This window comes from Flavobacterium aquicola, assembly GCF_003385115.1.
Taxonomy (GTDB): Bacteria; Bacteroidota; Bacteroidia; order Flavobacteriales; family Flavobacteriaceae; genus Flavobacterium; species Flavobacterium aquicola.
Genome location: NZ_QUNI01000002.1, coordinates 365,768 through 389,781 on the forward strand (window position 1 = coordinate 365,768; position 24,014 = coordinate 389,781).

21 protein-coding genes are annotated in these 24,014 nt (G+C 33.1%); 16 read left to right on the forward strand and 5 right to left on the reverse strand.

Annotated elements, in window-relative coordinates; all coding sequences use genetic code 11:
- Positions 1-40 precede the first annotated feature (40 nt).
- The gene (locus C8P67_RS04115) at positions 41-769 is read right to left on the reverse strand and encodes a biotin--[acetyl-CoA-carboxylase] ligase (RefSeq protein ID WP_115810683.1); all 729 of its coding nucleotides are present in this window, start codon (positions 767-769) and stop codon (positions 41-43) included.
- Between the two features lie 96 nt (positions 770-865).
- On the opposite strand from C8P67_RS04115, the gene rsfS reads away from it, so the two are divergent.
- The 8 genes from rsfS (at position 866) to C8P67_RS04155 (ending at position 8,280) form a co-directional block, all read left to right on the forward strand.
- On the forward strand, positions 866-1,237 hold the full coding sequence (rsfS, locus tag C8P67_RS04120; protein ID WP_100430043.1) for a ribosome silencing factor: 372 nt from the start codon (positions 866-868) through the stop codon (positions 1,235-1,237).
- 15 nt (positions 1,238-1,252) lie between these two features.
- Positions 1,253-3,178 carry an ATP-dependent zinc metalloprotease FtsH gene (gene ftsH, locus C8P67_RS04125; protein ID WP_115810685.1) on the forward strand — a complete coding sequence of 642 codons (1,926 nt, stop codon included), beginning with the start codon at positions 1,253-1,255 and terminating at the stop codon, positions 3,176-3,178.
- A gap of 107 nt (positions 3,179-3,285) precedes the next feature.
- Positions 3,286-3,888 carry an LUD domain-containing protein gene (locus C8P67_RS04130; RefSeq protein WP_115810687.1) on the forward strand — a complete coding sequence of 201 codons (603 nt, stop codon included), beginning with the start codon at positions 3,286-3,288 and terminating at the stop codon, positions 3,886-3,888.
- A 2-nt stretch (positions 3,889-3,890) separates the two neighbouring features.
- Complete coding sequence (locus C8P67_RS04135) at positions 3,891-4,742, forward strand: phosphatidate cytidylyltransferase (protein ID WP_115810689.1); 852 nt, start codon at positions 3,891-3,893, stop codon at positions 4,740-4,742.
- Complete coding sequence (locus tag C8P67_RS04140) at positions 4,732-5,385, forward strand: phosphatidylserine decarboxylase family protein (protein ID WP_115810691.1); 654 nt, start codon at positions 4,732-4,734, stop codon at positions 5,383-5,385. The genes C8P67_RS04135 and C8P67_RS04140 overlap by 11 nt, the downstream gene beginning before the upstream one ends.
- On the forward strand, positions 5,385-5,651 hold the full coding sequence (locus C8P67_RS04145) for an acyl-CoA-binding protein (protein WP_115810693.1): 267 nt from the start codon (positions 5,385-5,387) through the stop codon (positions 5,649-5,651). The genes C8P67_RS04140 and C8P67_RS04145 overlap by 1 nt, the downstream gene beginning before the upstream one ends.
- Positions 5,652-5,736: 85 nt before the next feature.
- Positions 5,737-6,444, forward strand: a complete 708-nt coding sequence (locus tag C8P67_RS04150; RefSeq protein ID WP_317125439.1) for a superoxide dismutase — start codon at positions 5,737-5,739, stop codon at positions 6,442-6,444.
- 225 nt (positions 6,445-6,669) lie between these two features.
- The gene (locus C8P67_RS04155; protein WP_115810697.1) at positions 6,670-8,280 is read left to right on the forward strand and encodes an LVIVD repeat-containing protein; all 1,611 of its coding nucleotides are present in this window, start codon (positions 6,670-6,672) and stop codon (positions 8,278-8,280) included.
- A gap of 104 nt (positions 8,281-8,384) precedes the next feature.
- On the opposite strand, the gene C8P67_RS04160 is transcribed toward C8P67_RS04155, so the two are convergent.
- Positions 8,385-10,253: an alpha-amylase family glycosyl hydrolase gene (locus C8P67_RS04160; RefSeq protein WP_115810699.1), complete on the reverse strand. Its 1,869-nt coding sequence runs from the start codon at positions 10,251-10,253 to the stop codon at positions 8,385-8,387.
- Positions 10,254-10,579: 326 nt separating this feature from the next.
- Here C8P67_RS04160 and C8P67_RS04165 point away from each other — a divergent pair, with 326 nt between their 5' ends.
- The 4 genes from C8P67_RS04165 (at position 10,580) to C8P67_RS04180 (ending at position 15,765) form a co-directional block, all read left to right on the forward strand.
- Complete coding sequence (locus C8P67_RS04165; protein WP_115810701.1) at positions 10,580-12,172, forward strand: OstA-like protein; 1,593 nt, start codon at positions 10,580-10,582, stop codon at positions 12,170-12,172.
- A gap of 98 nt (positions 12,173-12,270) precedes the next feature.
- The gene (locus C8P67_RS04170; RefSeq protein ID WP_115810704.1) at positions 12,271-13,452 is read left to right on the forward strand and encodes an aspartate aminotransferase family protein; all 1,182 of its coding nucleotides are present in this window, start codon (positions 12,271-12,273) and stop codon (positions 13,450-13,452) included.
- A 166-nt stretch (positions 13,453-13,618) separates the two neighbouring features.
- Entirely contained in the window at positions 13,619-15,016 is a 1,398-nt protein-coding gene (locus C8P67_RS04175) for a tetratricopeptide repeat protein (protein WP_115810706.1), read from the forward strand.
- On the forward strand, positions 15,016-15,765 hold the full coding sequence (locus tag C8P67_RS04180; RefSeq protein WP_115810708.1) for a shikimate dehydrogenase family protein: 750 nt from the start codon (positions 15,016-15,018) through the stop codon (positions 15,763-15,765). Before C8P67_RS04175 ends, C8P67_RS04180 begins: the two co-directional genes overlap by 1 nt.
- A gap of 62 nt (positions 15,766-15,827) precedes the next feature.
- Here the strand turns inward: C8P67_RS04180 and C8P67_RS04185 are convergent, their stop codons facing one another.
- Positions 15,828-16,769, reverse strand: coding sequence for a hypothetical protein (locus tag C8P67_RS04185; protein WP_115810710.1), 942 nt, complete (start codon positions 16,767-16,769; stop codon positions 15,828-15,830).
- A 337-nt stretch (positions 16,770-17,106) separates the two neighbouring features.
- On the opposite strand from C8P67_RS04185, the gene C8P67_RS04190 reads away from it, so the two are divergent.
- From C8P67_RS04190 to hemN, 4 genes are all read left to right on the forward strand, one after another.
- Positions 17,107-19,119 carry a DUF349 domain-containing protein gene (locus C8P67_RS04190; RefSeq protein ID WP_115810712.1) on the forward strand — a complete coding sequence of 671 codons (2,013 nt, stop codon included), beginning with the start codon at positions 17,107-17,109 and terminating at the stop codon, positions 19,117-19,119.
- A gap of 132 nt (positions 19,120-19,251) precedes the next feature.
- Positions 19,252-19,599 carry a hypothetical protein gene (locus C8P67_RS04195; protein WP_115810714.1) on the forward strand — a complete coding sequence of 116 codons (348 nt, stop codon included), beginning with the start codon at positions 19,252-19,254 and terminating at the stop codon, positions 19,597-19,599.
- A 107-nt stretch (positions 19,600-19,706) separates the two neighbouring features.
- Complete coding sequence (locus C8P67_RS04200) at positions 19,707-20,177, forward strand: hypothetical protein (RefSeq protein ID WP_115810715.1); 471 nt, start codon at positions 19,707-19,709, stop codon at positions 20,175-20,177.
- Positions 20,178-20,302: 125 nt separating this feature from the next.
- Entirely contained in the window at positions 20,303-21,667 is a 1,365-nt protein-coding gene (gene hemN / locus C8P67_RS04205) for an oxygen-independent coproporphyrinogen III oxidase (protein WP_115811051.1), read from the forward strand.
- A 261-nt stretch (positions 21,668-21,928) separates the two neighbouring features.
- Here hemN and C8P67_RS04210 read toward each other — a convergent pair whose 3' ends face one another.
- Together C8P67_RS04210 and C8P67_RS04215 are read right to left on the reverse strand one after the other, a co-directional pair.
- On the reverse strand, positions 21,929-23,068 hold the full coding sequence (locus C8P67_RS04210) for a phospholipase D-like domain-containing protein (RefSeq protein ID WP_115810717.1): 1,140 nt from the start codon (positions 23,066-23,068) through the stop codon (positions 21,929-21,931).
- Between the two features lie 146 nt (positions 23,069-23,214).
- On the reverse strand, positions 23,215-23,916 hold the full coding sequence (locus C8P67_RS04215; RefSeq protein ID WP_115810719.1) for a sulfite exporter TauE/SafE family protein: 702 nt from the start codon (positions 23,914-23,916) through the stop codon (positions 23,215-23,217).
- Positions 23,917-24,014: the final 98 nt, after the last annotated feature.

The following is a 24,014-nucleotide window of genomic DNA, read 5'->3' on the forward strand; positions in this document are numbered from 1 at the left end:
CAAAAAAGCCTTTTAGTTTTTAGCTAAAAGGCTTTTGTTTTTAATATAACATCTGCACTTCTTTAAGACTGTATTCACAGACAGTATCATCTTCCAATTGGATCTGAAGTTTTCCTACGGCTGAAACGCCTTTTATAATTCCCATAAAATTGGTTTCATTTTCATCGGAAAAAGCGACTGGCACACCAATTTTAAATAATTCATTAATGTACTCTTCCCACAAAGAGGAAGCTTTTACAGCATACTCAGCTATTATTTCATTTATTTTTGACACTATTGAAAAAAGAATTTCTTCTTTGTTAAAGACTTTATTACAAACCAAAGCCAAAGAAGAAGCTCTGGGCAAATTATCAAATTCTGTTTGATTCACGTTCAATCCCAGCCCGACAATAGATGTAATTGCTCCTTCTCCTTTAATACTGTTTTCTATTAATATGCCACCAATCTTCTTATTAGCTGACATAATGTCGTTTGGCCATTTGATGCTTAATTCAGGAATATCGTATTCTTTTAGTGTACGGATTACTGCAAGTGAAACTACTACATTGAGATTAAAAACCGTTTCAGAATCAAACAAAAAACGCTTTACCAACACACTCATAATAAGATTCTTACCCGGCTCAGAATCCCACTTCGCCCCCATCTGCCCCTTTCCTTTTAACTGAGTTTCAGCACTAATAACTGTAAAATTTTGAACCTCCTGCTTGTTCGATAAACCTTTTAGAAACTCATTTGTAGAATCTATGGCATCGAGTTTGATTAACTTCATTTGTGTTTATTTTGCAAAAACATAATTTAATATTATGTTAAGGTTCAAAATTAATCACAAAAAATGGTAACTTTACAAATTCATATAAAAAAATACATGGCGAAAAAGATTATAAACAATGATGCTCTATTGGCAAACATCATAAAAGGAATAGAAGAAGTAAAAGGAAGTGATATCGATATTTTAGATTTAAGAGAAATAGACACTGCAGTTTGTGACTATTTTGTAATATGCAATGGTAATTCAAATACTCAAGTAAATGCTATTGTTAATTCAATTCAAAAAACAGTTTCTAAAGATTTAAAAGACAAACCTTGGCATGTTGAAGGTTCTGATGTAGCCGAATGGGTATTAATGGATTATGTTCACATCGTAGTACATGTATTTCAAAAACACATTCGTGAATATTACAACATAGAAAGTCTTTGGGGTGATGCCAAAATCACTAAAATCGAAAACAAATATTAAAGAAACAATCTTCTAATGGCTAAAGAAAATAATCCAAATTCAAATAAATTTAAGGTAAGTCCTTGGTTAGTATACACTGCAATAATATTGATTTTTTTAGCAATAAGCTTTGCAACCGGCGGATCAAACTTTCAAGAACCAGGTCAGCTAAAATCGTCTGAGATTGATAACATGCTGGCTAAAGGACAAATTAAAAATGTTGTCATTTTCAATAATAAAGATGCAGAAATTTATCTTTCGGATGCTGCATTAAAAGACCCTGCTAATAAAAAAGTTGCGAAAAATGTTTTAGATCAGCCTAACAAAGGCCCTCATTACACTACAAAATTTGGAGATCTTAAATCATTTCAAGAAAAACTTGACAAAGCCAAGATAGAAAAGAAGTTAGTTGACTACGATTTTAAAGATTCTAGCAACTGGACTGATATCTTGATAAGCCTGTTGCCTATCATCATCATCATTGGTGTATGGATTTTTATTATGCGAAAAATGTCTGGAGGCCCAGGTGGCGGAGGCGGACAAATTTTCAACATCGGAAAATCTAAAGCTAAACTTTTTGATGAAAAAACAGATATCAAAACCACTTTTAAAGACGTAGCCGGACTAGAAGGTGCAAAAGAAGAAATACAGGAAATAGTAGAATTCCTTAAGAATCCTGAGAAATACACTAATTTGGGAGGTAAAATCCCTAAAGGAGCATTATTAGTAGGGCCTCCAGGAACTGGAAAAACTTTATTAGCCAAAGCTGTTGCAGGAGAAGCGCAAGTACCATTTTTCTCTTTATCTGGTTCTGATTTTGTGGAAATGTTCGTAGGAGTTGGTGCTTCACGTGTCCGTGATCTATTCAAACAAGCTAAAGAAAAATCTCCAGCTATTATTTTCATTGATGAAATTGATGCAGTTGGTAGAGCGAGAGGAAAAAGCAATATGTCTGGCGGTAACGATGAAAGAGAAAACACTCTGAATCAATTATTGACTGAGATGGACGGTTTCGGAACTAATTCTAATGTTATTGTTTTGGCCGCAACAAACAGAGCCGATGTACTAGATAAAGCCTTAATGCGTGCAGGACGTTTTGACAGACAGATTTTTGTTGACTTACCGGATATCCGCGAAAGAGCTGAAATTTTCCAAGTTCACTTAGGACCTATCAAAAAAGTAGAAGGACTTGATCTTGATTTTCTTGCCAAACAGACTCCAGGTTTTTCTGGTGCTGATATTGCCAATGTTTGTAACGAAGCTGCTTTGATTGCTGCAAGAAACAATAAAACTGCTGTTGACAAGCAAGATTTCCTTGATGCCGTAGATAGAATCATCGGAGGTCTTGAAAAGAAAAACAAAATCATTACTCCTGAGGAAAAAAGAGCAATTGCAATTCACGAAGCAGGTCACGCGACTGTAAGCTGGATGCTTGAACATGCTGCACCGCTTATCAAAGTAACTATTGTTCCCCGCGGACAAAGCTTAGGAGCTGCCTGGTATCTTCCAGAAGAAAGACAAATCGTTAGAACAGACCAAATGCTTGACGAAATGTGTGCTACTATGGGAGGCAGAGCTGCAGAAAAAGTAACTTTTGACAGAATTTCGACTGGAGCACTTAGTGATTTAGAAAAAGTAACACGCCAAGCCCGTGCGATGGTAACTATTTATGGCTTAAATGACAAAATAGGAAATGTTACTTATTACGATTCATCAGGACAAAGCGAATATAATTTTTCTAAACCTTATTCTGATGAAACTGCCAAGATTATTGATGCGGAAATTTCAGAATTAATTGAAGGACAATATGAAAGAGCTATTCATATTTTAGAAGAAAACAAAGACAAATTAAACCAATTAGCAGATATCTTAATTGAGAAAGAAGTAATCTTTAAAGATGACTTAGAAGCTATATTTGGAAAAAGAACTTTCGACAAAAACTTAGGCGAAGTAGTTTCATAATTTGAAAATTAACAAATATTTAAAATCTTAATTCAAAACCTCGTTTTGAATTAAGATTTTTTTATCTTTGAACGTTTTCAAGTCACACAAAACGTTTAGTAAAAATTATGAATCTTTTTAAAAAATTATTTGGTTCCAACGACCCTTCATCTGATGAAGGTAAAAATGATAATTCAAATAAACCAAATCCAGATATCAACTCCCCTTTGGATGAGCAATTCATTTATAATTTTAAAAAAAACGGCGGAAAATTTTTATACTGCGAGAATTTAGAAGAAGTAAAAGAACAATTTGAAAACATACTTGAAGAAAATGATTGGTTTGAATGTGAAGCCTTATGCTATGAACCCAAATTGTTTTTTTTATTAGATGAAAACAAGCTTACATACGGTCAAAACTTAAACCCTAAATTTTTATTATCTGGCTGTGAAAACCTAGTAACTGAGGAAGGATCTATTTTATTTTCATCCAATCAGATTAAGCAGAAAAAACCCAATGACCTGCCTGCTAATATAGTAATTTTAGCAAAAACAAGTCAGATTGTTGAAGGCAAAAGCGAAGGCCTTAGCGCTATTAGAAAAAAGTATTTAACAGAATACCCTACCAATATTACTACTATCAAATATTTTGAAAAAGCCAAAGAGGAAGATTTCACTCAGTATGGAAGTTCCGCAAAAAATTTATACCTATTGCTCTTAGAAGATCTTTAAAAATGAATGAAACACTAAAAAGATCAATATCAGGGGCCGTTTATATTTTATTACTAATAGCCTCAATACAATACTCTATAGAAACTTTTTTTGTTCTATTTGGAGTTTTTTTATTAATAGCAGTAACTGAATTTTGTAATCTTGTACACTTAAACAAAATTGCTCCAACAATAATTGCATGTTTATTCTATTTCTTTTTCTATAAAATTGCCATAGCTGAAAAAGGAGATGGTATTTTATATGCATTAAGGTATAATAGGAATTTTGATTTAGCTGTACTATTTTCGTCCCTTATTGTTTCATTAAAGTGTATCGTATTTTTATTCGATAACAAAAATTTAAAAGTAGATTCTTTTTCAAAATTTGCTTATTTAATCGGATATATAATTTTACCATTTGTAATTATTACAAAAATACCTTTTGGAATCAAGGGCTACAATCCAAACATCCTGATCAGTATATTTATTTTAATATGGACCAATGACACCTTTGCCTACTTAGTTGGAAAGTCAATTGGAAAACATAAATTATTTGAAAGAATATCTCCCAAAAAAACCATTGAAGGATTTTTAGGAGGAGTAGGATTTGCATTAATTGCAAGTTATTTTATTTCAAAATATTTTTTAATGCTTCCTGAAAAAAATACTTACATATGGCTTATAATAGCATCAATTGTTAGTGTTTTTGGCACTATTGGAGACTTAGTTGAATCTAAATTCAAGCGGATTTCAGAAAAAAAAGACAGTGGAAACATTATGCCAGGCCATGGAGGCATCTTAGATCGATTAGATAGTGTTATATTTGTAGCACCAATTATATTTTTATTTTATCAAATTTTAAATTATGTTTCATAAAGAAGGAACTCAAAGTATTTTATTAGGCACAATTGTTACTGCTATTGTTTTTTTAGCATCAGACTATTTTATCCAGACAGAATGGATTAAAATGACCATTGAAATTGTAACTTTACTATTGTTGATTATCATTTTGCAATTTTTCAGAAATCCAAAAAGAACTGTTGAAATCAATGAAAATCATATTATTGCTCCTGTAGACGGAAAGGTAGTTGTGATTGAAGAAGTGTTTGAAGGCGAATATTTTAAAGACAAGAGACTTCAAGTTTCAATCTTTATGTCTCCTATAAATGTTCACGTTACTCGTTACGCTATAAGCGGATTAGTAAAGTTTAGCAAATACCATCCTGGTAAATTTCTTGTGGCTTGGCATCCAAAAGCCAGTGAAGAAAACGAAAGAACAACCATTGTTGTTGAAAATAAAACTTTTGGAGCTATTTTGTACCGCCAGATTGCAGGTGCATTAGCAAAACGTATTGTGAATTATGCAAAAGAAGGTATGCAGGTAGTACAAGGTACCGACGCTGGTTTTATTAAATTTGGTTCAAGAGTGGATATTTTTTTACCAATAGGCACTCCAATTAATGTTACACTTAACCAAAAAGCGATTGGAGGAAAAACTATAATTGCAATTAAGGCTTAATGATTGAAAAAGATTTAGATAAACAATTTCAAGAAGCTGTAGAAATTGCTTCTTTTATGACACAAGCATCTTTACCGCAGGATGTACAATTACGTCTTTATGCCTTTTACAAACAGGCAACTTTCGACAAAACGAATTTTATTGTTACCGATAACTCTGATTTAAGAAATGCATTCAAAACCAATGCCTGGATTCAAATCAGCCATCTTACACAAGATGAAGCCAAGGAAAAATATATCAAATTAATTCATTCTTTAATAAACTAGCCGTTTTATTTTCATGAAAAAAATCACTTTTCTCTTAGCAAATCTGTTCTTTATTTCGGCCCTAATTTCTTGTAATGAAAAAAAAATGACTGAGGTTGTAGAAGTTCCATTACCAACAGTACAGGAAAAAATAAAAATTGGCAATCCAAATGATGTAAAAGCAGCCGAAGGTTCTTTTCAAATGGAAAAAATTGCTTTTGGATATGATGCTTTGGCTCCAGATATTTCTGCTTTAACATTAGAGTCACATTATGGAAAGAATTATTTATCTTTTACTAATAACTTAAACAAAGCAGTTTTAGGTACAAAATTCGAAAATCTTACCATAGAAGAATTACTAAAAACATTAGATATTAATGATGCTTTAATTCGCAATAATGCTGGCGGATACTATAATCACAGTCTATACTTTAAAACTATCTCACCAAAAGCTGGAGGAGAAGCAATAGATACATTAGCATCAAGCATCAATAAAGACTTTGGCTCTTTTTCTAATTTCAAAACCCTATTTAAAGAAACTGCTGTAAAGCAATTTGGATCAGGATGGGTTTGGCTGGTAGTTGATAAAACTGGCGTGCTACAAATAACAACTACGCAAAATCAAGATAATCCATTAATGACATATGCACCTGTTGTTGGATTTCACGGAACTCCTATTTTAGGAATTGATCTTTGGGAACATGCTTATTTTTTAGATCATCAGTACAAAAAGAAAAATTATATTGATGCTTTTTTCAATGTTGTAAACTGGCAGAAAGTAAACGAAAATTACACAGCGACTTTTAAAAAATAACAAACAATAATAGAAAAGCTTAGACAATCAAATCAAAAATGTTAAAAGATCTCTCATTGAGATCTTTTTTTTTGTTTATTAATCTTGTTTTTTGTTAAAATTAATTGAAAAATATATTTTTAAACAAAAACAATGTCAAAAAGAATCTTAAATTAGTTAAACACTGATAATGTATGAGTTATAGAAATTTTACAAAGTAATTTTGCACTTCCAAAAAAAAACAAAATGAAAAAGAATCTTTTTACAATATGTTTACTTACTGTTGTGTTATTTCAAGCCTGTCAATCAGATGATATATCTAACAGCAATACTACAGAAGAATCAAAAGTACTTTTAAATTCAAATTCCACAGAATTATCTAACCGCATGGATCATTCAAATTCTGGTGTTATAACATTAAAAACATCAAAATTAACATCCAGAAATGCTGCCTCACAAGGTGCAGATAATTTCCCAATGTCATTATTAGCTGAAGTAAACCCTCCAATATATGAAGGAAAAAAACTTACTGCAACTCATGTCGACGTAAAAGACAATTATGTATATGTTTCATACAATACACAGGGAGAAACTTACCTAGGAGGAATAGATGTGATTGATGTTTCACAGCCAAATAATCCTAAATTAGTAGTGCAGGCGATTTTACCAAATACTGATATCAGCACTGTACTATATAATAATGGCACGCTTTTTATCTCTGGTGCTTCAAGCAGGGATGCTAATCCAGAATTGACTTCTTCAGCATTTGTAGCAAAAATGCCTCTGCAAAATGGATTGCTGACTAATAATTATTCTCCAATTTCTTTAAATGGAAATGTTGGAACCGGTGTTGTTGCAGCAAATTCAAATTATTTCGCAATCTCTGGAAATAATGGTGTTTTAGCAAAAATAAGTAACACTTCAAATATAATAAATACAGCTATTCCTGTTGCCGATTTAAGAGCTTTAGGTTATATCGACAACAAAGTAGTTGTTCTTAGCGGTACGGAAGGTGTAAAAATCTACAATGCCGATTCTATGACATTAATTTCTTCTATTAAAACTTCATCTGATGTTCCAGATGCGAAAAGAACAATTGATTTTCAAGGAACAAATCTGCTAGTTGCTGACGGATACAGTGGTTTGAAAGTTTTTAGCTCAACTGGAAGTTTATTGCAAACATTCGGTTTACCAACAGGAATACCAGACGTAAATCAGGAAGATATTGTTACTAATGCAGTATCTGTAAATGGTGATTATGTATATAGCGCTAATGGCGGTGCTGGAATTGCTGTTTATAAAAACACCAATAACAGCCTAACTTCTATCGGAAGCATCTTCTTGGGCGGTTCTGCTAATTATGTAAAAAGTGCGGGCGATTATATTTTTGTGGCTACAGGAACTGGAGGTTTAAAAATTATCAAAAAACTCTCGGCTTCTATTGACTGTACTAGTTTTCCAACATATAAAGGAGGAGATTGGCTAAATGTCAATTCAGGTGATAACTTCAGTTACCAAGGCTCGGCTTCATTACAGGGAATAAATGTAAATCAAAATTTAACGTTTTGCGGTTCACTTTCAGTTGCTCAAGGCCTAAACATCAATAGCGGCGGTATATTTACGATGAAAGGTTCTATGGCACAAGGTAATTACAACAATCCTTATTTATCTTTTAACGTAAATGGTACTTTAAAAATAGATGGAAGCGTCGTGATTTATGGTAATCTTATACTAAACAGCGGTGCACGTGTACAATTTTCTTCAGGTTCGTCTATTACTATTTATGGAAATGTGACTAAAAACAGTGGTGTAACCATCACAGGTGAGTTTACCGACTCGATGAATAAACTGAAATAAATAATAGTTTCGAAATGTTATAAACAGAAAGGCTGTTTCATCAATTGTATGAAACAGCCTTTTTTTATTGAAAATTCTATTTTAAATCAGCTTTTTACGAGTATTTACAGCTGGTAGATAAATGATTCCAGAGGTTTAATAGAAATCCCAGCTTTTCCCTCGCCATTTACTACTATTAATTCAACAGTACTGCCGTATAATTGATCCTTCAGTGTATAGCTTCCATCTTTTAAACTCCATTTAGTAATAATATCCGCAGGAATTTTTAACTCAAAAGTATTTGTAACTTCTGAAGAAAAATTAGTCAAAACTATTAGTTTTTGGTTTTCAGACCAACGAGTAAATGAATAGACATGGTTTGGGTCATATCCATGACCAGCCTGACGGTTTACCTCCTGAAGATCTTGAAACTGTCCCATAACAGCTGGGCTTTTAGCAGAAAAACTCAAAAGCCTTTTATAAAAATCACGCAGCTCTTTTTCGCTTTGTGTAAGTTTTCCTCCATCAAAAGCGCCATCGTTCATCCATCGCTGATGATTTGGCACTCCCACATAGTCAAAAATTGAAGTTCTGGAATGTGAACCAAATCCTCCATTTTCATTTCCGGCCTCCCCTACTTCCTGACCAAAATAAATCATTATTGGTGCCGAAGTTATCACAGCAGAAACAACCATCATTGGTTTTCCTTTTTCGGCAGAACCAGCAAATTCGGGACTAGCCAACCGCTGTTCATCGTGATTGTCCAAAAACTTCAACATGTGAACATCAATATCTGCTAATCCACTTTGAATATACGACAAACCATCCGGAGGTGTTTTTTGCTGAATAATATCTTTCAATTTATCATAAGTCTCTACTTTATCATACAGATAATCCATTTTTCCCAAATGAATATAATTGCGATATTCTTTTGGATTGTAAACTTCTGCCATTAAGAAAGCATCAGGATTTGCAGTTTTTATTGCAGAGTTCATATAACTCCAAAACTCATATGGAACCATTTCGGCCATATCATATCGAAAACCATCCACTCCCTTTTCAGTCCAATACAAAGCAATATCCCTAAATTTAATCCAAGAACTTGGAACACTTTTATCTTTCCAAAATTCAAAATGTTCTTTGTAAGAAAGAGCATTAAAGCCAGTTGGCAATTCAGGGAAATCTTTGGTACCATCAGGTCTGATACCATAATTTACTTTAACAGTTTCGTACCAGTCATTTTTATCCGGTTTTGCCATTCTGGAACCGTTACCAGTCCATTTAGCAGGGTTTTCATCAAATTTTCCATCAATAAGAGGATTGCTTTCTCCATTTAAAGGCTTGTCACCATCAGGCAGCTGGAATGGAGTATTGGGAATGTAATAAAAATTATTATCTCTTTTGTACTCAACAGTAACATCATCATCGGCACCAAAATCTCTTACTCCTTTCGGATTGCTTTTACCTTCATATTTACGAGCAATATGATTGGGTACAATATCAATAATTACTTTAAGATTTGCTTTGTGAGTACGTTTTATCAGCGCTTCAAATTCTTCTAAACGTTTTGCTGGATCTACTGCCAAATCAGGATTAACATTGTAATAATCTTTAACAGCATATGGTGAGCCTGCTCTTCCTTTTACCACTTCAGGATCATCATTTGAAACTCCGATAGCTGTGTAATCACGTATCACAGCATGATGAGGAACTCCTGTATACCAAATGTGAGTGACACCAAGATCTTTTATTTCCTGAAGTGCTTTGTCTGTAAAATCATTAAATTTTCCAACTCCATTTTCTTCAATTGTTCCCCACGGTTTATTCGTCGTGTTTTTATTACCAAACAATCGGGTAAAAACTTGGTAAACTACTGCCTTGTTTTCAGAAACGGTTTCTTTCTTTTGTACACCCATTTTTATATCTTTAGTTTTACATGCTGCAGTCATAAGCATAATACCAATTCCTGCCATTACTATTTTTTTTGTACTCATTTTATTAAATCATAAAAAAATTAAAAATATACAATTGATGCTTATCAGCACCTGTATTATTCTATAAATTTAAAAATTTTTCAAAAAAAACAATGGACAGTATTCTCGAATCTTTATTATTTACAAATCAAAAAATCACTACAACGTAATAGCCAAACTCTTTGTTTATAACTATTTTATTTTCTAAAAAATGTTCTTCTCTTTATAACGACAGCCTTTTATAAATAAATCTTAATATCTATAGGGTTTGTCTCAATTTTCATAAATTTACACAAAAATTAAAACCATTGAAGAAATCTCTATATTTCATTATCTATAGCCTGCTAATGCTTAGCGCAAACTTTGTTTCAGCACAAGCTTCCAAAAAAATTATCATCGAACAATCTGACTTTGTTGATGTTGATAAAGATAAATACCCAGATGCCGTTTTACTTACCCGAAATGTAAAAGTGAGCCATGATGGTGTAATCCTAACTTGCAATAAAGCTTATTTTTTTCAGAAAGAAAATTATCTGAAAGCTTTTGGAAATGTACAATTAGTACAAGGAGACACTTTATATCTAAATAGTAATTATGCCGAATATAGCGGTGAACTAAAAAAAGCCTTTGCAACCGGTAACGCAGTTATGACTTCTCCAGATGCCACTCTTGCCACCGATACCATTAATTTTGACAGAAATGTTCAAGAAGTATTTTACAATACAAACGGAACTATAATTAACAAGGAGAACACTTTAAAAAGTAAATCTGGAAGATATTATGTAACTCAGAAAAAATTTCAGTTCTTAACTGCAGTCACGCTTACCAATAAATCATACGAAATCAAATCCAACCATCTGGACTACTACAGTAATTCAGGACATTCTTATTTATTTGGTCCATCAACAATAACCAGCAAAACTAATTTCATCTACACCGAAAAAGGTTTTTATGACACCAAAAAAAATCTGGCACATTTTTTAGATAAATCCTATATAAAATATGATGACCGAATTATCAAAGGTGACAGTTTATATTATGATCGAAATAAAGAATTTGCATCGGCGACACGAAATGTAAAAATAACCGACTCCGTTAATCGGGGGGTAATTCGGGGGCATTATGCTGAATTATTCAAGAAAAAAGATTCCATGTTTGTTACCAAAAGAGCTTTGGCTGTCAATTTTGTAGACAATGATTCTGTTTATATTCATGGAAAAAAGCTTATGGTTACCGGCAAAGAAGGTGACAGAATCATTCGAGCCTTCAATAATGTTCGCTTTTACAAAACCGATATGAGCGGAAAATGTGATTCTATCCACTCCAGTTCCAAAATTTCTTTAACAAAATTGATAGGAAATCCAATATTATGGAATAATGAAAGTCAAATTACCGGAGATTTAATGCATCTTATTGGCGATAAAAAAACACAAAAACTAGATTCACTCAAGGTTCTGAATAATACTTTTCTCGTCTCGAAAGACACTTTGGGAACAGGTTATAATCAAGTCAAAGGGCAAAACTTATATGGGAAATTCCTAGAAGGAAAACTGCATGAAACTGATATTATAAAAAATGCTGAAGTAATATATTACAGCAGAAATGAAGCCAATGAATTAGTTGGGATTAACAAAAATGTAAGCAGTAAAATCAATGTCATTTTTGATAATAATGCGATAGAAGACATGACTTTTTTCAAACAGGTAGACGGTATCATTTATCCAGAAACAGAGCTGCCCGAAAATGCCAGAATACTAAGAGGTTTCAAATGGCGGGGAGATGAAAGAATAAAGTCAAAAGATGATGTTTTTAGCGAAGAAGAAAATGCCGAAGAACTCAAAGTCATTGAGGCAACTAAAAAGGATAAAGAAAAAAAAGCAACTCCGATGAAAGTTCGAAAAGAAACTTTGAATTATGATAAGAAGAAGGAAAAGATTTAAGATTGAGGAACAATGATTTTTGAATGCAGGTTTAAACATCTGAAATCAAAAATCGTTAATCTTTAATCAGCAATCAAAACATTAATAAATATAAAAAAGTGAATCCGGATTTTATAAAATACCAGGCACAAACTTCACCATATCCTTTGGGAATGGAAGTATCACAAGCTATTGGTTCCTATATTTTTGACACAAATAATAAAAAGTATCTGGATTTTGTAGCGGGAGTTTCGGCTTGTACACTTGGTCATCAAAACAAAAGGGTAAATGACGCTATAAAAGATCAATTGGATAAATATTCGCATGTTATGGTCTATGGCGAATATTCGCAGAGTCCAGCTGTAGAATACTGCAAATTAATGGCTTCACTCCTCCCTGCTCCGTTAGACAAAACCTATTTGGTCAACTCAGGAACAGAAGCGATTGAAGGAGCATTAAAACTTGCAAAAAGAGTAACTGGAAGAAGCCAGCTCATTTCATGCCACAATGCCTATCATGGCAATACAATGGGATCGATGAGCGTAATGGGATTTGAAGAACGTAAGCAGGCTTTTCGCCCATTGCTTCCCGACATCGATTTTATAACCTTCAATAATGAAGCAGATTTACAAAAAATAACTACCAAAACAGCGGGAATCTTATTAGAAACTATTCAAGGCGGAGCAGGTTTTATTGAACCTGATAATGACTTTTTAAAGAAAGTAAAAGAACGATGCAATGAAGTAGGCGCTTTAATGATATTAGACGAAATACAGCCTGGATTTGGAAGAACAGGTGCTCTTTTCGGATTTCAAAATTATGATGTTGTCCCGGATATTGTAGTCATGGGAAAAGGAATGGGCGGCGGAATGCCGGTAGGCGCGTTCACAGCTTCATCAGCAATGATGGATTTATTGACTGAAAATCCAAAATTAGGACATATTACGACTTTTGGCGGTCACCCTGTCATTGCGTCAGCTTGTCTGGCAACTTTGAAAGAATTAACTGAAACCACAATTATTACAGATACTTTAGAGAAAGAAAAACTCTTCAGATCGCTTTTGGTACATCCTTTGATACAGGAAATACGAGGAAGAGGATTAATGCTTGCCGCTATGACAGCGAGTGCAGACATTACAAATGAAGTGATTCTAAAATGCCAAGATCAAGGTTTAATTCTTTTCTGGCTGCTATTTGAAGGCAACGCCATCAGAATTACTCCTCCGCTGACCATTTCCGAAGAAGAAATTCGGGAAGGATGCGCTATAATTCTTGACGTGATGAATGAGATGATGATTTAAGATTTTAGACTGCTGAAATAACATTTAAGAATTGTAATTGATATTGATTTTTGATATTGTCATTGAAAAACCTGTTAATTAAATTGTTCACAACAAATAGTATTCTTCCTCATATCAACAATACGTTTCCTTAATTTTATTTAAGGATAATTTAAAAATACACAGTATGCAGTTAAGCAACGAAGAAGAAGATTATAACTTATCCCTATCCAAATTTGAGTCCATGTTGAAAACCAACAAAGTACTCTTTTTTGATTCCGAAGAATTTGAAGAAATCATTCTTCATTATCTTGATATGGGCAAGTCTGCATTGGCCAAAAAAGCTCTAAAACTAGCTTTGGAACAACACCCAAGATCCAGCGGTTTAAAATTAGTTCAAGTAGAAATGCTAATTTATGATGACAAACTCGAAATAGCCGAAAAGCTATTGAATGAGCTGTATGCCATTGAACCTACAAACGAAGAAATATACATTCAGAAAGCTAATATCTGTTCCAAAAGAGACCAGCATGAAAAGGCAGTCGAGATGCTTAAAATAGCATTGCAGTACACCGATGACTTTGCCGATGTTTACAACTTAATTGGCATGGAATACCTTTTTATGGACAATCTTGAATTAGCCAAAGAAAGCTTTATAAAATGCCTTGAAGAAGATTTAGAAGATCAATCTGCTTTATATAATGTGGTTTACTGCTTCGAATTTTTAGATCAAAATCAAGAAGCAATTACCTATTTAAACAAATACATCAATCAAAATCCGTACAGCGAGATTGCTTGGCATCAGTTAGGACGTTTGTTCTATGGCGTTAAGGAATATGAAAGTGCTATACGTGCATTTGATTATGCAACTCTTATTGATGAAGAATTTCTTGGTGCTTTTATGGAAAAAGCAAAAGCACTGGAACGTCTTAAAAAATATGATTTAGCTATTGAAAGCTATAACAGAACATTGGAACTAGATGATGCTACTTCATACGCTCTGCTTCGAATAGGGAAATGCTATGAAAGATTAGGCAACAAAGTTTTAGCGCTTAAATACTATAACAAAACCGTTCATGAAGATCCATTACTGGACAAAGGATGGATTGCCATTACAGACTTTTATGTCCGTCAAAAAAACTTCCAGAAAGCATTATTTTTTGTCAATAAGGCATTAGCAATAGACAATCAAAACAAATTATACTGGAAACGTTTCGCTGCTATTAATAAACAGATGAACTTGTTTGAAGAAGCCGAATTTGGATATAGAAAAGCAGTTGAATTTGGAGACTACCAGCTTGACACTTGGTTGTTTTGGGTAGATATTCTTCAATTTTTAGGAGAATTTGAAAGTGCCATTCAAACATTACTGCAGGCTTCGGAGTATTTCCCAGAGGAAAATGAAGTAGAATACCGATTAGCTGGATTGTATTTTATGCTTTCTGATAATATCAAAGCAAAATTTCACTTAAGTAATGCTTTGCGCTTAAATTATGACAACTACATTCTTTTAGAAGATTTATTCCCTGTAGTTTGGGCGAAAAAAATGGTTAGAAATTATATTGACAAACATAACAAACAATAATGATTGAAGTTTTAAGAAGACGTTTTGGTTTATTAGGCCGTAATATTAGCTATTCCTTTTCAAAAGGATATTTTACAGAAAAATTCAGCAAGGAACATTTTGAAGGCTGCAGTTATGAAAATTTCGACATTTCGGAAATTAATTATTTCACCGAATTAAGAAAAAACAACCCTGATCTTAATGGACTAAATGTTACCATACCTTATAAACAGGAAATACTGCCTTTTTTGGACAAATTATCTAAAAATGCAACTGAAATAGGAGCCGTTAATACAATAAAATTTACCAAAAAAGGAAAATTAAAAGGATACAATACCGATTATTATGGCTTTCAAAAATCATTGGAACCACTATTGGAACCACACCATAAAAAAGCACTGATTTTGGGGACTGGAGGCGCTTCAAAAGGAGTTGCTTTTGCATTAGACAAATTAGGAATTACCTACACTTTTGTATCTCGCGAAGCCAAAGAAAACTGTGTAGATTACCAATTTATCAACGCAACAACATTTGATAATTATCAAATTATTATCAATTGTTCACCTGTAGGAACAAGTCCAAATGTTGATGCTTTTCCGCTTATTCCTTATGAATTCTTTACAGAAAAACATATTGCTTACGACTTAATTTATAATCCTGCTGAAACTGCTTTTTTACGCAAAGCAAAAGAACACGGAGCCAAAATTAAAAATGGTTTGGATATGCTTATTTTTCAAGCCGAAAAGGCCTGGAAGATTTGGAATAAATAAAAAAACAGGGCAAGAAGAGATTATCATTGCCCTGTTTTTTTTTGTTTAAGATTTAAAAAAGACTATTTCAGCTGTAGTTCAATTTTCTTAAAACTCACGTCCATTTCCTTAAAAATTTCTGGAATGCTGTCATTCCAGGGACTAATGTTTCTGCGCAATACAGCTCCGCTTTTGGTTTCCCCAACTATCAGCATACGATTGACAACAATATTGTTTAAATCCGCTTGTTTTTTAACAGTTTTCTTATAGTTAATTTCCTGATAGAACAACAATTTATCCATCGGAATAGTAACTCGTACCCATTTATCACCTAGAACTGCCTGATCCAATTGAAAAATAATTGAACCGTTGAAATTTGTGTTATCGCCAAGTGTAATTCCAATATTGACTTTACCTTCATCCAAAGCATCAACAATAGAATCATTTACATAATTAACATACATTTTTTTTATATTTTCTACTGTTGGAATTCGGGTTTTGGCAGTGTTAATTTTTAAGTCGAATACTAAACTTTTAATATCTCCAAACTTATAGCCTTTCGAAAGGATATTGCATTCAAAACCATTTGAATGCTGATGGTTCCAATCGGCAATTTTTTTCAATAATATAATATCGAGAGTGCTTACGTTATTACAGCTGTTATTTGCTTTAGCATTACTATTAAAGCTGTAATTACTTCCTTCCAATTTCAAATTCGTCCACTCAGTGGCACTGCCATTTATAGTATGGTTCCAACCGCTAAAATTTAAATCGGAAAGGTTCCGATCTTTTACACCACCATCATAATCACCAAGAAGACTGAATATTTTACCTTCAGGAACTATGCCTTGGCCACAATCAACAATAATAGCAGTTGAATAGCCTTCATAATTCGTGAACTGCTGTATGTGTTCGCTGTCTGCCTCTGTGTTAATTACAGATAATGGAAGTGATTTATTGCTGCCACACCCTATTAAACAAAAAAACACGAAGGGTAAGGAATAAGTTTTAACAAGTGACTGCATGCTCTATAAAAATATTTTTTTTTATACAAATCTATAAATACTATTGTCAGCTATTTGGAAATCAAAAGCTAAAATAAATATAATGAAACAATTCACAATAGCCCAAAAATACATCTTTACCGATTCTAAAAATCCATTGTCAGGATATCATTTCTTCTCTTACTTATTTTTTATAAACTAAAAAAAAAGAATCAACTAAGTAGAAAGAGTTTAAACAGTATCCGAAAAGAAAGAATTCTCTTTATAACACAGCTATAAACAGAAGTTTTATTTTGTATTGTGGCGCACCTTTAGTATCTTTCGCATTCAAAAAATAAAAACCTTATACATTCACAAAATGTTAGAAGAAAAGAACGATAACCTGTCAATTCAAGAAAATGAGACAGACGGAAAAACAGCAAATGAATTGCAGGAAGCAGTTCAATCAGAAGCGTCTATAGTAACCGAAAATGAAAGCAGTGATCTTGCGGCAGGGGAAAATACAGTAAATCCTGTTTCTGAACCAGTAACTGCTGATGAAGATGCTACGGACGAAAAACAAAACGTAATCGACGCTATAGCGGAAACAAATGCCGAAGAAAGCGAAGATGAAACGTTAAAAGAACGCCATGATATACCAATGCTTGATTATGAAGCATTGCCAATGGATACACTTGTAAATGAATTGAAAAATTTAGTTACAAATGAAAAAGTGATGTCCATCAAAGAGCATGTCGAAGAAATCCGAAAAGCATTTTTAGCAAAATACAACCACCTTATCGAAGAAAAAAGAGAAGAATTCAATCAGGAAAATCAAGATCCTAATGAAGAATTTCAATACCATTCTCCTCTAAAATCAAAGTTCGATCAATATTATACAATTTACAAAGACAATAAAAATACTCATTTTAAGAGCTTACAATCCAATTTAAAATCCAACTTGGAAGTTCGATTGGCTATTGTAGAGGAACTAAAAGAATTAATCAATCCGCAGGCCAACATCAAAGACACTTTAAATCATTTTAATGAGTTAAGAGACCGTTGGAAAAATGCTGGATCGATTCCAAAAGACAAATACAACCACGTTTGGAATAATTATCATTTTCACGTTGAGAATTTTTATGACTATCTGCACTTAGACAGAGAAGCTAGGGATATTGATTTCAAATACAATTTGGAACAAAAACAAAAAATCGTCGCGCGTGTTGAAGAACTGCTTAAAGAGGCTGATATCAATAAAGCTTTTAGAGAATTACAGGATTTACACCGCATCTGGAAAGAAGATATTGGTCCTGTTTCTAGAGAACACCGTGATGAAATCTGGAACCAATTCAGTGAACTTACAAAAAAAATGCACGATAAACGTGAAATTTTGTTCGAAAACTTAAGAGGAACTGAACTTGAAAACTTAGAAAAGAAAAAAGAAATTATTGCCAAAATTGAAGTTTTAGCAACCGAAAAAGTGAATGCGCATTCACAATGGCTTTCCCAAATTGAAAAAGTAGAAGCACTGCGTTCTGAGTTTTTCTCAGCCGGAAAAGTTCCATCTGACGTGAATGAGGCTACTTGGTCTGCTTTCAAAACTGCCGTTAGAAACTTCAACAGTTTCAAAAATTCTTTCTACAAAGACATCAAAAAAGATCAGAACGACAATCTGAATAAAAAAATAGCTTTGGTTAAAAAAGCCAAAGAATTACAGGAAAGCGTTGATTTTGCCAGCACTACTCCTATCATGAAACAAATTCAGGAAGACTGGAAAAAAATTGGTCATGTTCCTAGAAAATATTCGGATAAAATCTGGAACGAATTTAGAGAAGCCTGCAACCATTATTTTGATAAGTTAAAAGAGCACAAAAACGTTGAAAACGCAGACGAAGTTGAAGCTTTTGACAAGAAGAAAACTTATCTGGAAACATTGAGAGAATTCCAATTGACTGGTGATCACAAAACCGATTTGGATGCCATCAAACTGCATATTGAAACTTGGAAAAACTTTGGTAAAGTTCCTTTCCCAAGAAGACATATCGAAGGGAAATTCAACAAAATCCTGGATGCATTGTTCGAAAAATTAAGCTTAAGCAAAAAGGATACTGAAATGATGCGTTTCTCCAACAGAATGGAGAATCTTTCTGAAAGTAACGATACCAGAAAACTCGATAATGAGAAAATTTTCCTAATACGCAAAATTGAAGAAGTACAAAATGAAATTTTCCAATTGGAGAATAACATTCAGTTTTTTACCAATACCAAAAATGCAAAAAAAGAAAATTCGATTGTATTAGAAGTCCGTAAAAACATCGCTATTCACAAAGAAAGTCTGGATGTTTGGAAAGAAAAACTAAAACAACTGCGGAATTTGAATCAGGAATAAAATTATTTCCTTAACAGATATTGAGCCTCAAACCGATAAGTTTGAGGCTTTTTTTGAATAAAATACACAATTTTAACTTTCATTTACCATATAACATTCTTAAACCAAAAACTTAATCTCTATTTTTGCAGTATGAAGAACTTTTGGAAATTTATTGTATTTATTGGACTGCTGATGCAGTTCGGTTTTGCCTATAGCGCAAATCACGATACTATAATTTCTTTTCAAAAGGAAAGCAGTACTGATATTAACAAAGAAAGTTTAAGTGTTTCTCATTTCGTTCAGCCGAGTATAGAAAGAGGAACTCCTGATCTAAAATCCAACAGCCGTATTCCTGTTGACATAAACGACAGCAATACTTTACTCCCATTATTTTCTAGCCTTAAAGAAAATAACCTAAAAATAATTCTATCGGATCAAGACATCGACAGATGCACAAAAGTTTCGATTCTATTATTTCCCTTCCATTATTTTTGGTGATTTAATACCATGATTCCGTTTTAAAAAAGTCAAAAGACTTTTATAGCTTCCTGATTCCTTCTGAATTCAGGAGAACAAATCATTATATAATTACTAAAAATAAAAACATGGATACATCCGTAACAATAATCGGTCTTATAATTACAATCTTAATAGGCATTCCAATAACTTTAGTCTTCCGTTCTAACATAACAAACAGAGCAAAAATAAAAGATATAAAGAAACAGTACAGCCAAAACAATCATTATAACTTTGAACACACCGAAACACAGAACAAGAAGATTCTATCTATAGATCAAAAAAACAAAGGGTTTCTTCTTATCGATTTCAGTTATAAAAAGGACACTGCTTATTTTGTAGATTTAAAAAACATTATTTTGTGCAACCTATTAACAACTAATGAATCTAAATCAAATACCGTTTCAAAAGTCGAAATAGAATTAGTTCATAAAAATTCTATGAAAAAAGAATTGATTCCAATTTACAATATCGAAAATCAATATTTAGATTTTAACTGTTTGTTTGAAGATCACAAACTAGCCCAAAAATGGGTTGGTTTAATCAATAAAACCATATAATAAATCAACAAAGAGGCTCAAAAGAGCCTCTTTGTCCGTATATGATTACAACAAAATATGACAATTATCATTTTAATCCAAAAAAAGTCAGCCTAATTTTGTCATTTACATTAAAATGCGAAATTATGAAAACCTCACTAATTCAAAAATACAATGTACCAGGGCCTCGTTACACAAGCTATCCTACGGTTCCTTATTGGGATGAGTCAGGATTTACAAAGGAAATTTGGCTTCAGACCCTAAAAAAATCTTTTCAGGAAAGTAATGACAAGGAAGGCATAAGTCTATATATCCATCTACCGTTTTGTGAAAGTTTGTGCACCTTTTGCGGCTGTAATAAACGCATCACCAAAAATCACAATGTCGAAAACCCATATATTGAAGCAGTTTTAAAAGAATGGAATCTTTACTGCGAAATATTGGACGAAAAACCAAAAATAAAAGAAATTCATTTGGGCGGAGGAACTCCAACATTTTTCTCAATAGAAAGCCTTGAAACCTTAATGAATGGAATATTTTCAAAAGCCGAAAAAGCAGAAAACTATGAGTTCAGTTTTGAGGGACATCCAAACAATACGACTCTTGCCCATTTGCAGAAATTATATGATTTAGGTTTTAGAAGAGTGAGTTTTGGCGTTCAAGATTATTCTGAAAAAGTACAAAAAGCGATTCACCGAATTCAGCCTTTTCATAATGTAGCCAAAGTTACTTTTTGGGCAAAAAAAATAGGATATACTTCCATCGGTCATGATATAATCTTTGGCCTGCCATTTCAGGAAGTTAAAAATATAGTGGATACAATCGAAAAAACAAATTCATTACAGCCCGATCGGTTGGCCTTTTACAGTTATGCTCATGTACCTTGGATAAAAGGAAACGGACAGCGCGGATTTCATGATGAAGACATTCCAAAAGACGATGCCAAAAGAAAACTGTACGAAGTTGGAAAAGAACTGCTTTTTGAAAATGAGTATTACGAAATTGGAATGGATCATTTTGCCTTGAAGTCAGACAGTTTATATAAATCATTTGATACTAAAAAACTGCACCGAAACTTTATGGGCTACAGCTCTTCCAAAACCCAACTGATGATTGGATTGGGCGTTTCATCCATCAGCGACAGCTGGTACAGTTTTGCACAAAATGTCAAAACAATCGAAGAATATTACGAAGTATTGAAATCAGACGAATTGCCGGTTTACAGAGGTCATTTATTATCTGCAGAAGATTTAATCATCAGAAAACACATTCTGAATCTGATGTGCCAATTTGAAACCAGCTGGGAGGATGCAGCAAATTATGTTCCTGAAATTCCTGAAATTATAATACAACTGAAAGAAATGGAAACTGATGGTTTACTGATTATAGAAAAAAACAAAATCATTGTAACCGAAGAGGGAAAACCATATGTGCGCAACATCTGCATGGCATTTGATTTAAGATTAAAAAGAAAAGCACCAGAAACAGCATTGTTTTCAATGACAATTTAAAAAAGACATAAGGATAGATTAATCCTTTAAAGCATCATCTTAATTATTAAATTCATCTTTTTTTAAGCTCTTGGGGCGTGTCCCTCCGTCTCGTCCGAAAAAAGACGAGACTGCAGGCCGGGCTGTACGTTCCCGCTTTTTTTTGATCCCGTAAAAAGCGGGATCAAAAAAAGAGCTCCACTGCCATCCCTCACGCAAACAGAGAATTATCTCAGGTAGTTTTGCATAAAGTACTCCAGAATAATATTTACATAACTGAATCTATGCAGTTTTAGAACTGAATTCGGCATATGCATTCGTTTTCATAATGTCTATTTTGAAATCGCCGTCTTCGTCTTTCATAATAATAACACTGTCAAAACCTAATTTATCAAGTTTTTCAATTGTCGCCAATTCTCCTTCCTGAAGCTGCAAAACTCTTCGCAACAGCCAATCGGACAAAGCTTTGTTTGGATTTGTCATTAAGGCTTTTGAATTTTCCTGGCAGACTTTTGCAGTAAAAATTTCGCCAGTTGGAATCTGCAAATTAAAATCCTGATCCCGTTTAGGAAAGAAATCCGGATAATTTTTATGCAGTTCAGCAGGAATTGGAATGTAAATTTCTCCAAAATCTCTTTTTCTTCCATTCGCATTCCATTGATTTAAACCGCTTCTCTCAAAAATAAATTTTTCTCCTTTCTGAATACCGTAAAGAGGCAGAATCACATAATTTTCACCTTTTACAAGTTTATCAGAAGCTGTTTTTAAATTCTTATTTTCTTCAAACAGCTCAAGCAGCAAAGAATATGGATCTTCGATTATATCAATTGGCAGACGAAAAGCACTCTGCGGAATAATAAACTTTCTAAAAAGTGTACTTTTTGAATAATTGAAAGTGTATAAATTATGTCCGTCTTCAAACTGTAGACTCGTTTTATTATCCTTTACCGAATGAATATTAGCAACATCAATCAGATTATAATCTGTTTCAAAAAGCAATAATTCTTTTTCTCTGCGGGCGACAATATGATAAAGTGAATTCTCAATATCATAAACACGATTCGCTAAATTTATTCTGTCGTTTCTAAATTCACCAAGCTTTACAGCAAGATCCTTACCTTTAAAATCCTTTAAAGTTCTCGACAAAGAATTGAATTCTGCTACCTTTTCGGTACTGGAACTACCATTAGAGACAAAAGTTTTGAGACCGACACCAAGTGAATTATAATTGGCGTCAAAAGCAGTATCAGATCGGGAAAGATTTCCTGCATTAAAACTTCTGCAGAAAATATTCTCAGCTACCCGATAATTGATAAATGGAACAGCACTTTCGCTGAAAAGACCCGAAAGTTTTGAAACTGCCGAAAGTAATTTTAGGTAATTCCCGTTGTTTTCTATGTCAATTTCTGCAAAAGACTTCATAAAACACTCAAAATTGGTTGCTAATTCATTCAATTAATATGCAGTTAACTAAATTTTCAGCTTGAATATAAAGTTTACTATTCGCCAAATTTAACAAAATGTAATTTTCTAAATCTCTTTAATTAGAAAACCTTTTATGAAACTAATTAATGACAATTAGCTTTTTCCTGTATAAATAAACTCATATTTGAGGGAGAAACATAAGGAATTCCAAGACCCAATCCTCTCAAAATAAATAATACGCCAATTGCAACTCCTACATACGGAATCACTTTTTGAATCCTATTCCGAATAGAAATTGTTAGAAATGAGTTGACATATACCACCAGACTCATAAGAGGCACGGTTCCTAAACCAAAGAGCAACATATACAGTACTCCAAAACCAGCGCTCTGCATAGCGATTGCGCCAAACAAAGCTACATAGACCATACCGCAGGGCAGAAAACCATTCAGCAGCCCGATGATAAAAAGAGATTTGAAACTTTTATTTTTGAAATGACTGCCCAGATTTTGCTTGATTTTTGAAATCCAGCAATAAACTGGTTTCGAGAAATTATATTTGGCAAAAATCTTTTCGGGAATTACAATTACCAAAATCATCGCAGCTCCAATAAAAATAGATAGTTGCTGCTGAATACCGGCCAGAAACAAACCTTTACCCAACAGTCCAAAAAGCAAACCAATACTTCCATAAGCTGTTAATCTTCCTAAATGATAAGTAATAATCTGGATTACTTTTTTAGCAGGATTATTTCGCTCCACAGGCAGCATCATAGCGATAGGACCGCACATTCCCACGCAGTGAAAACTACTGATTAAACCAAATAAAAAAGCAGTATAAAGCATTGTGATTTTAGATTTTAGATTGCAGATTTTAGATTGCAGATTTGGGCAAGAATGATTTAAAAACTAAATCTTATTTTCTCCAACTTCTTTAATCTATC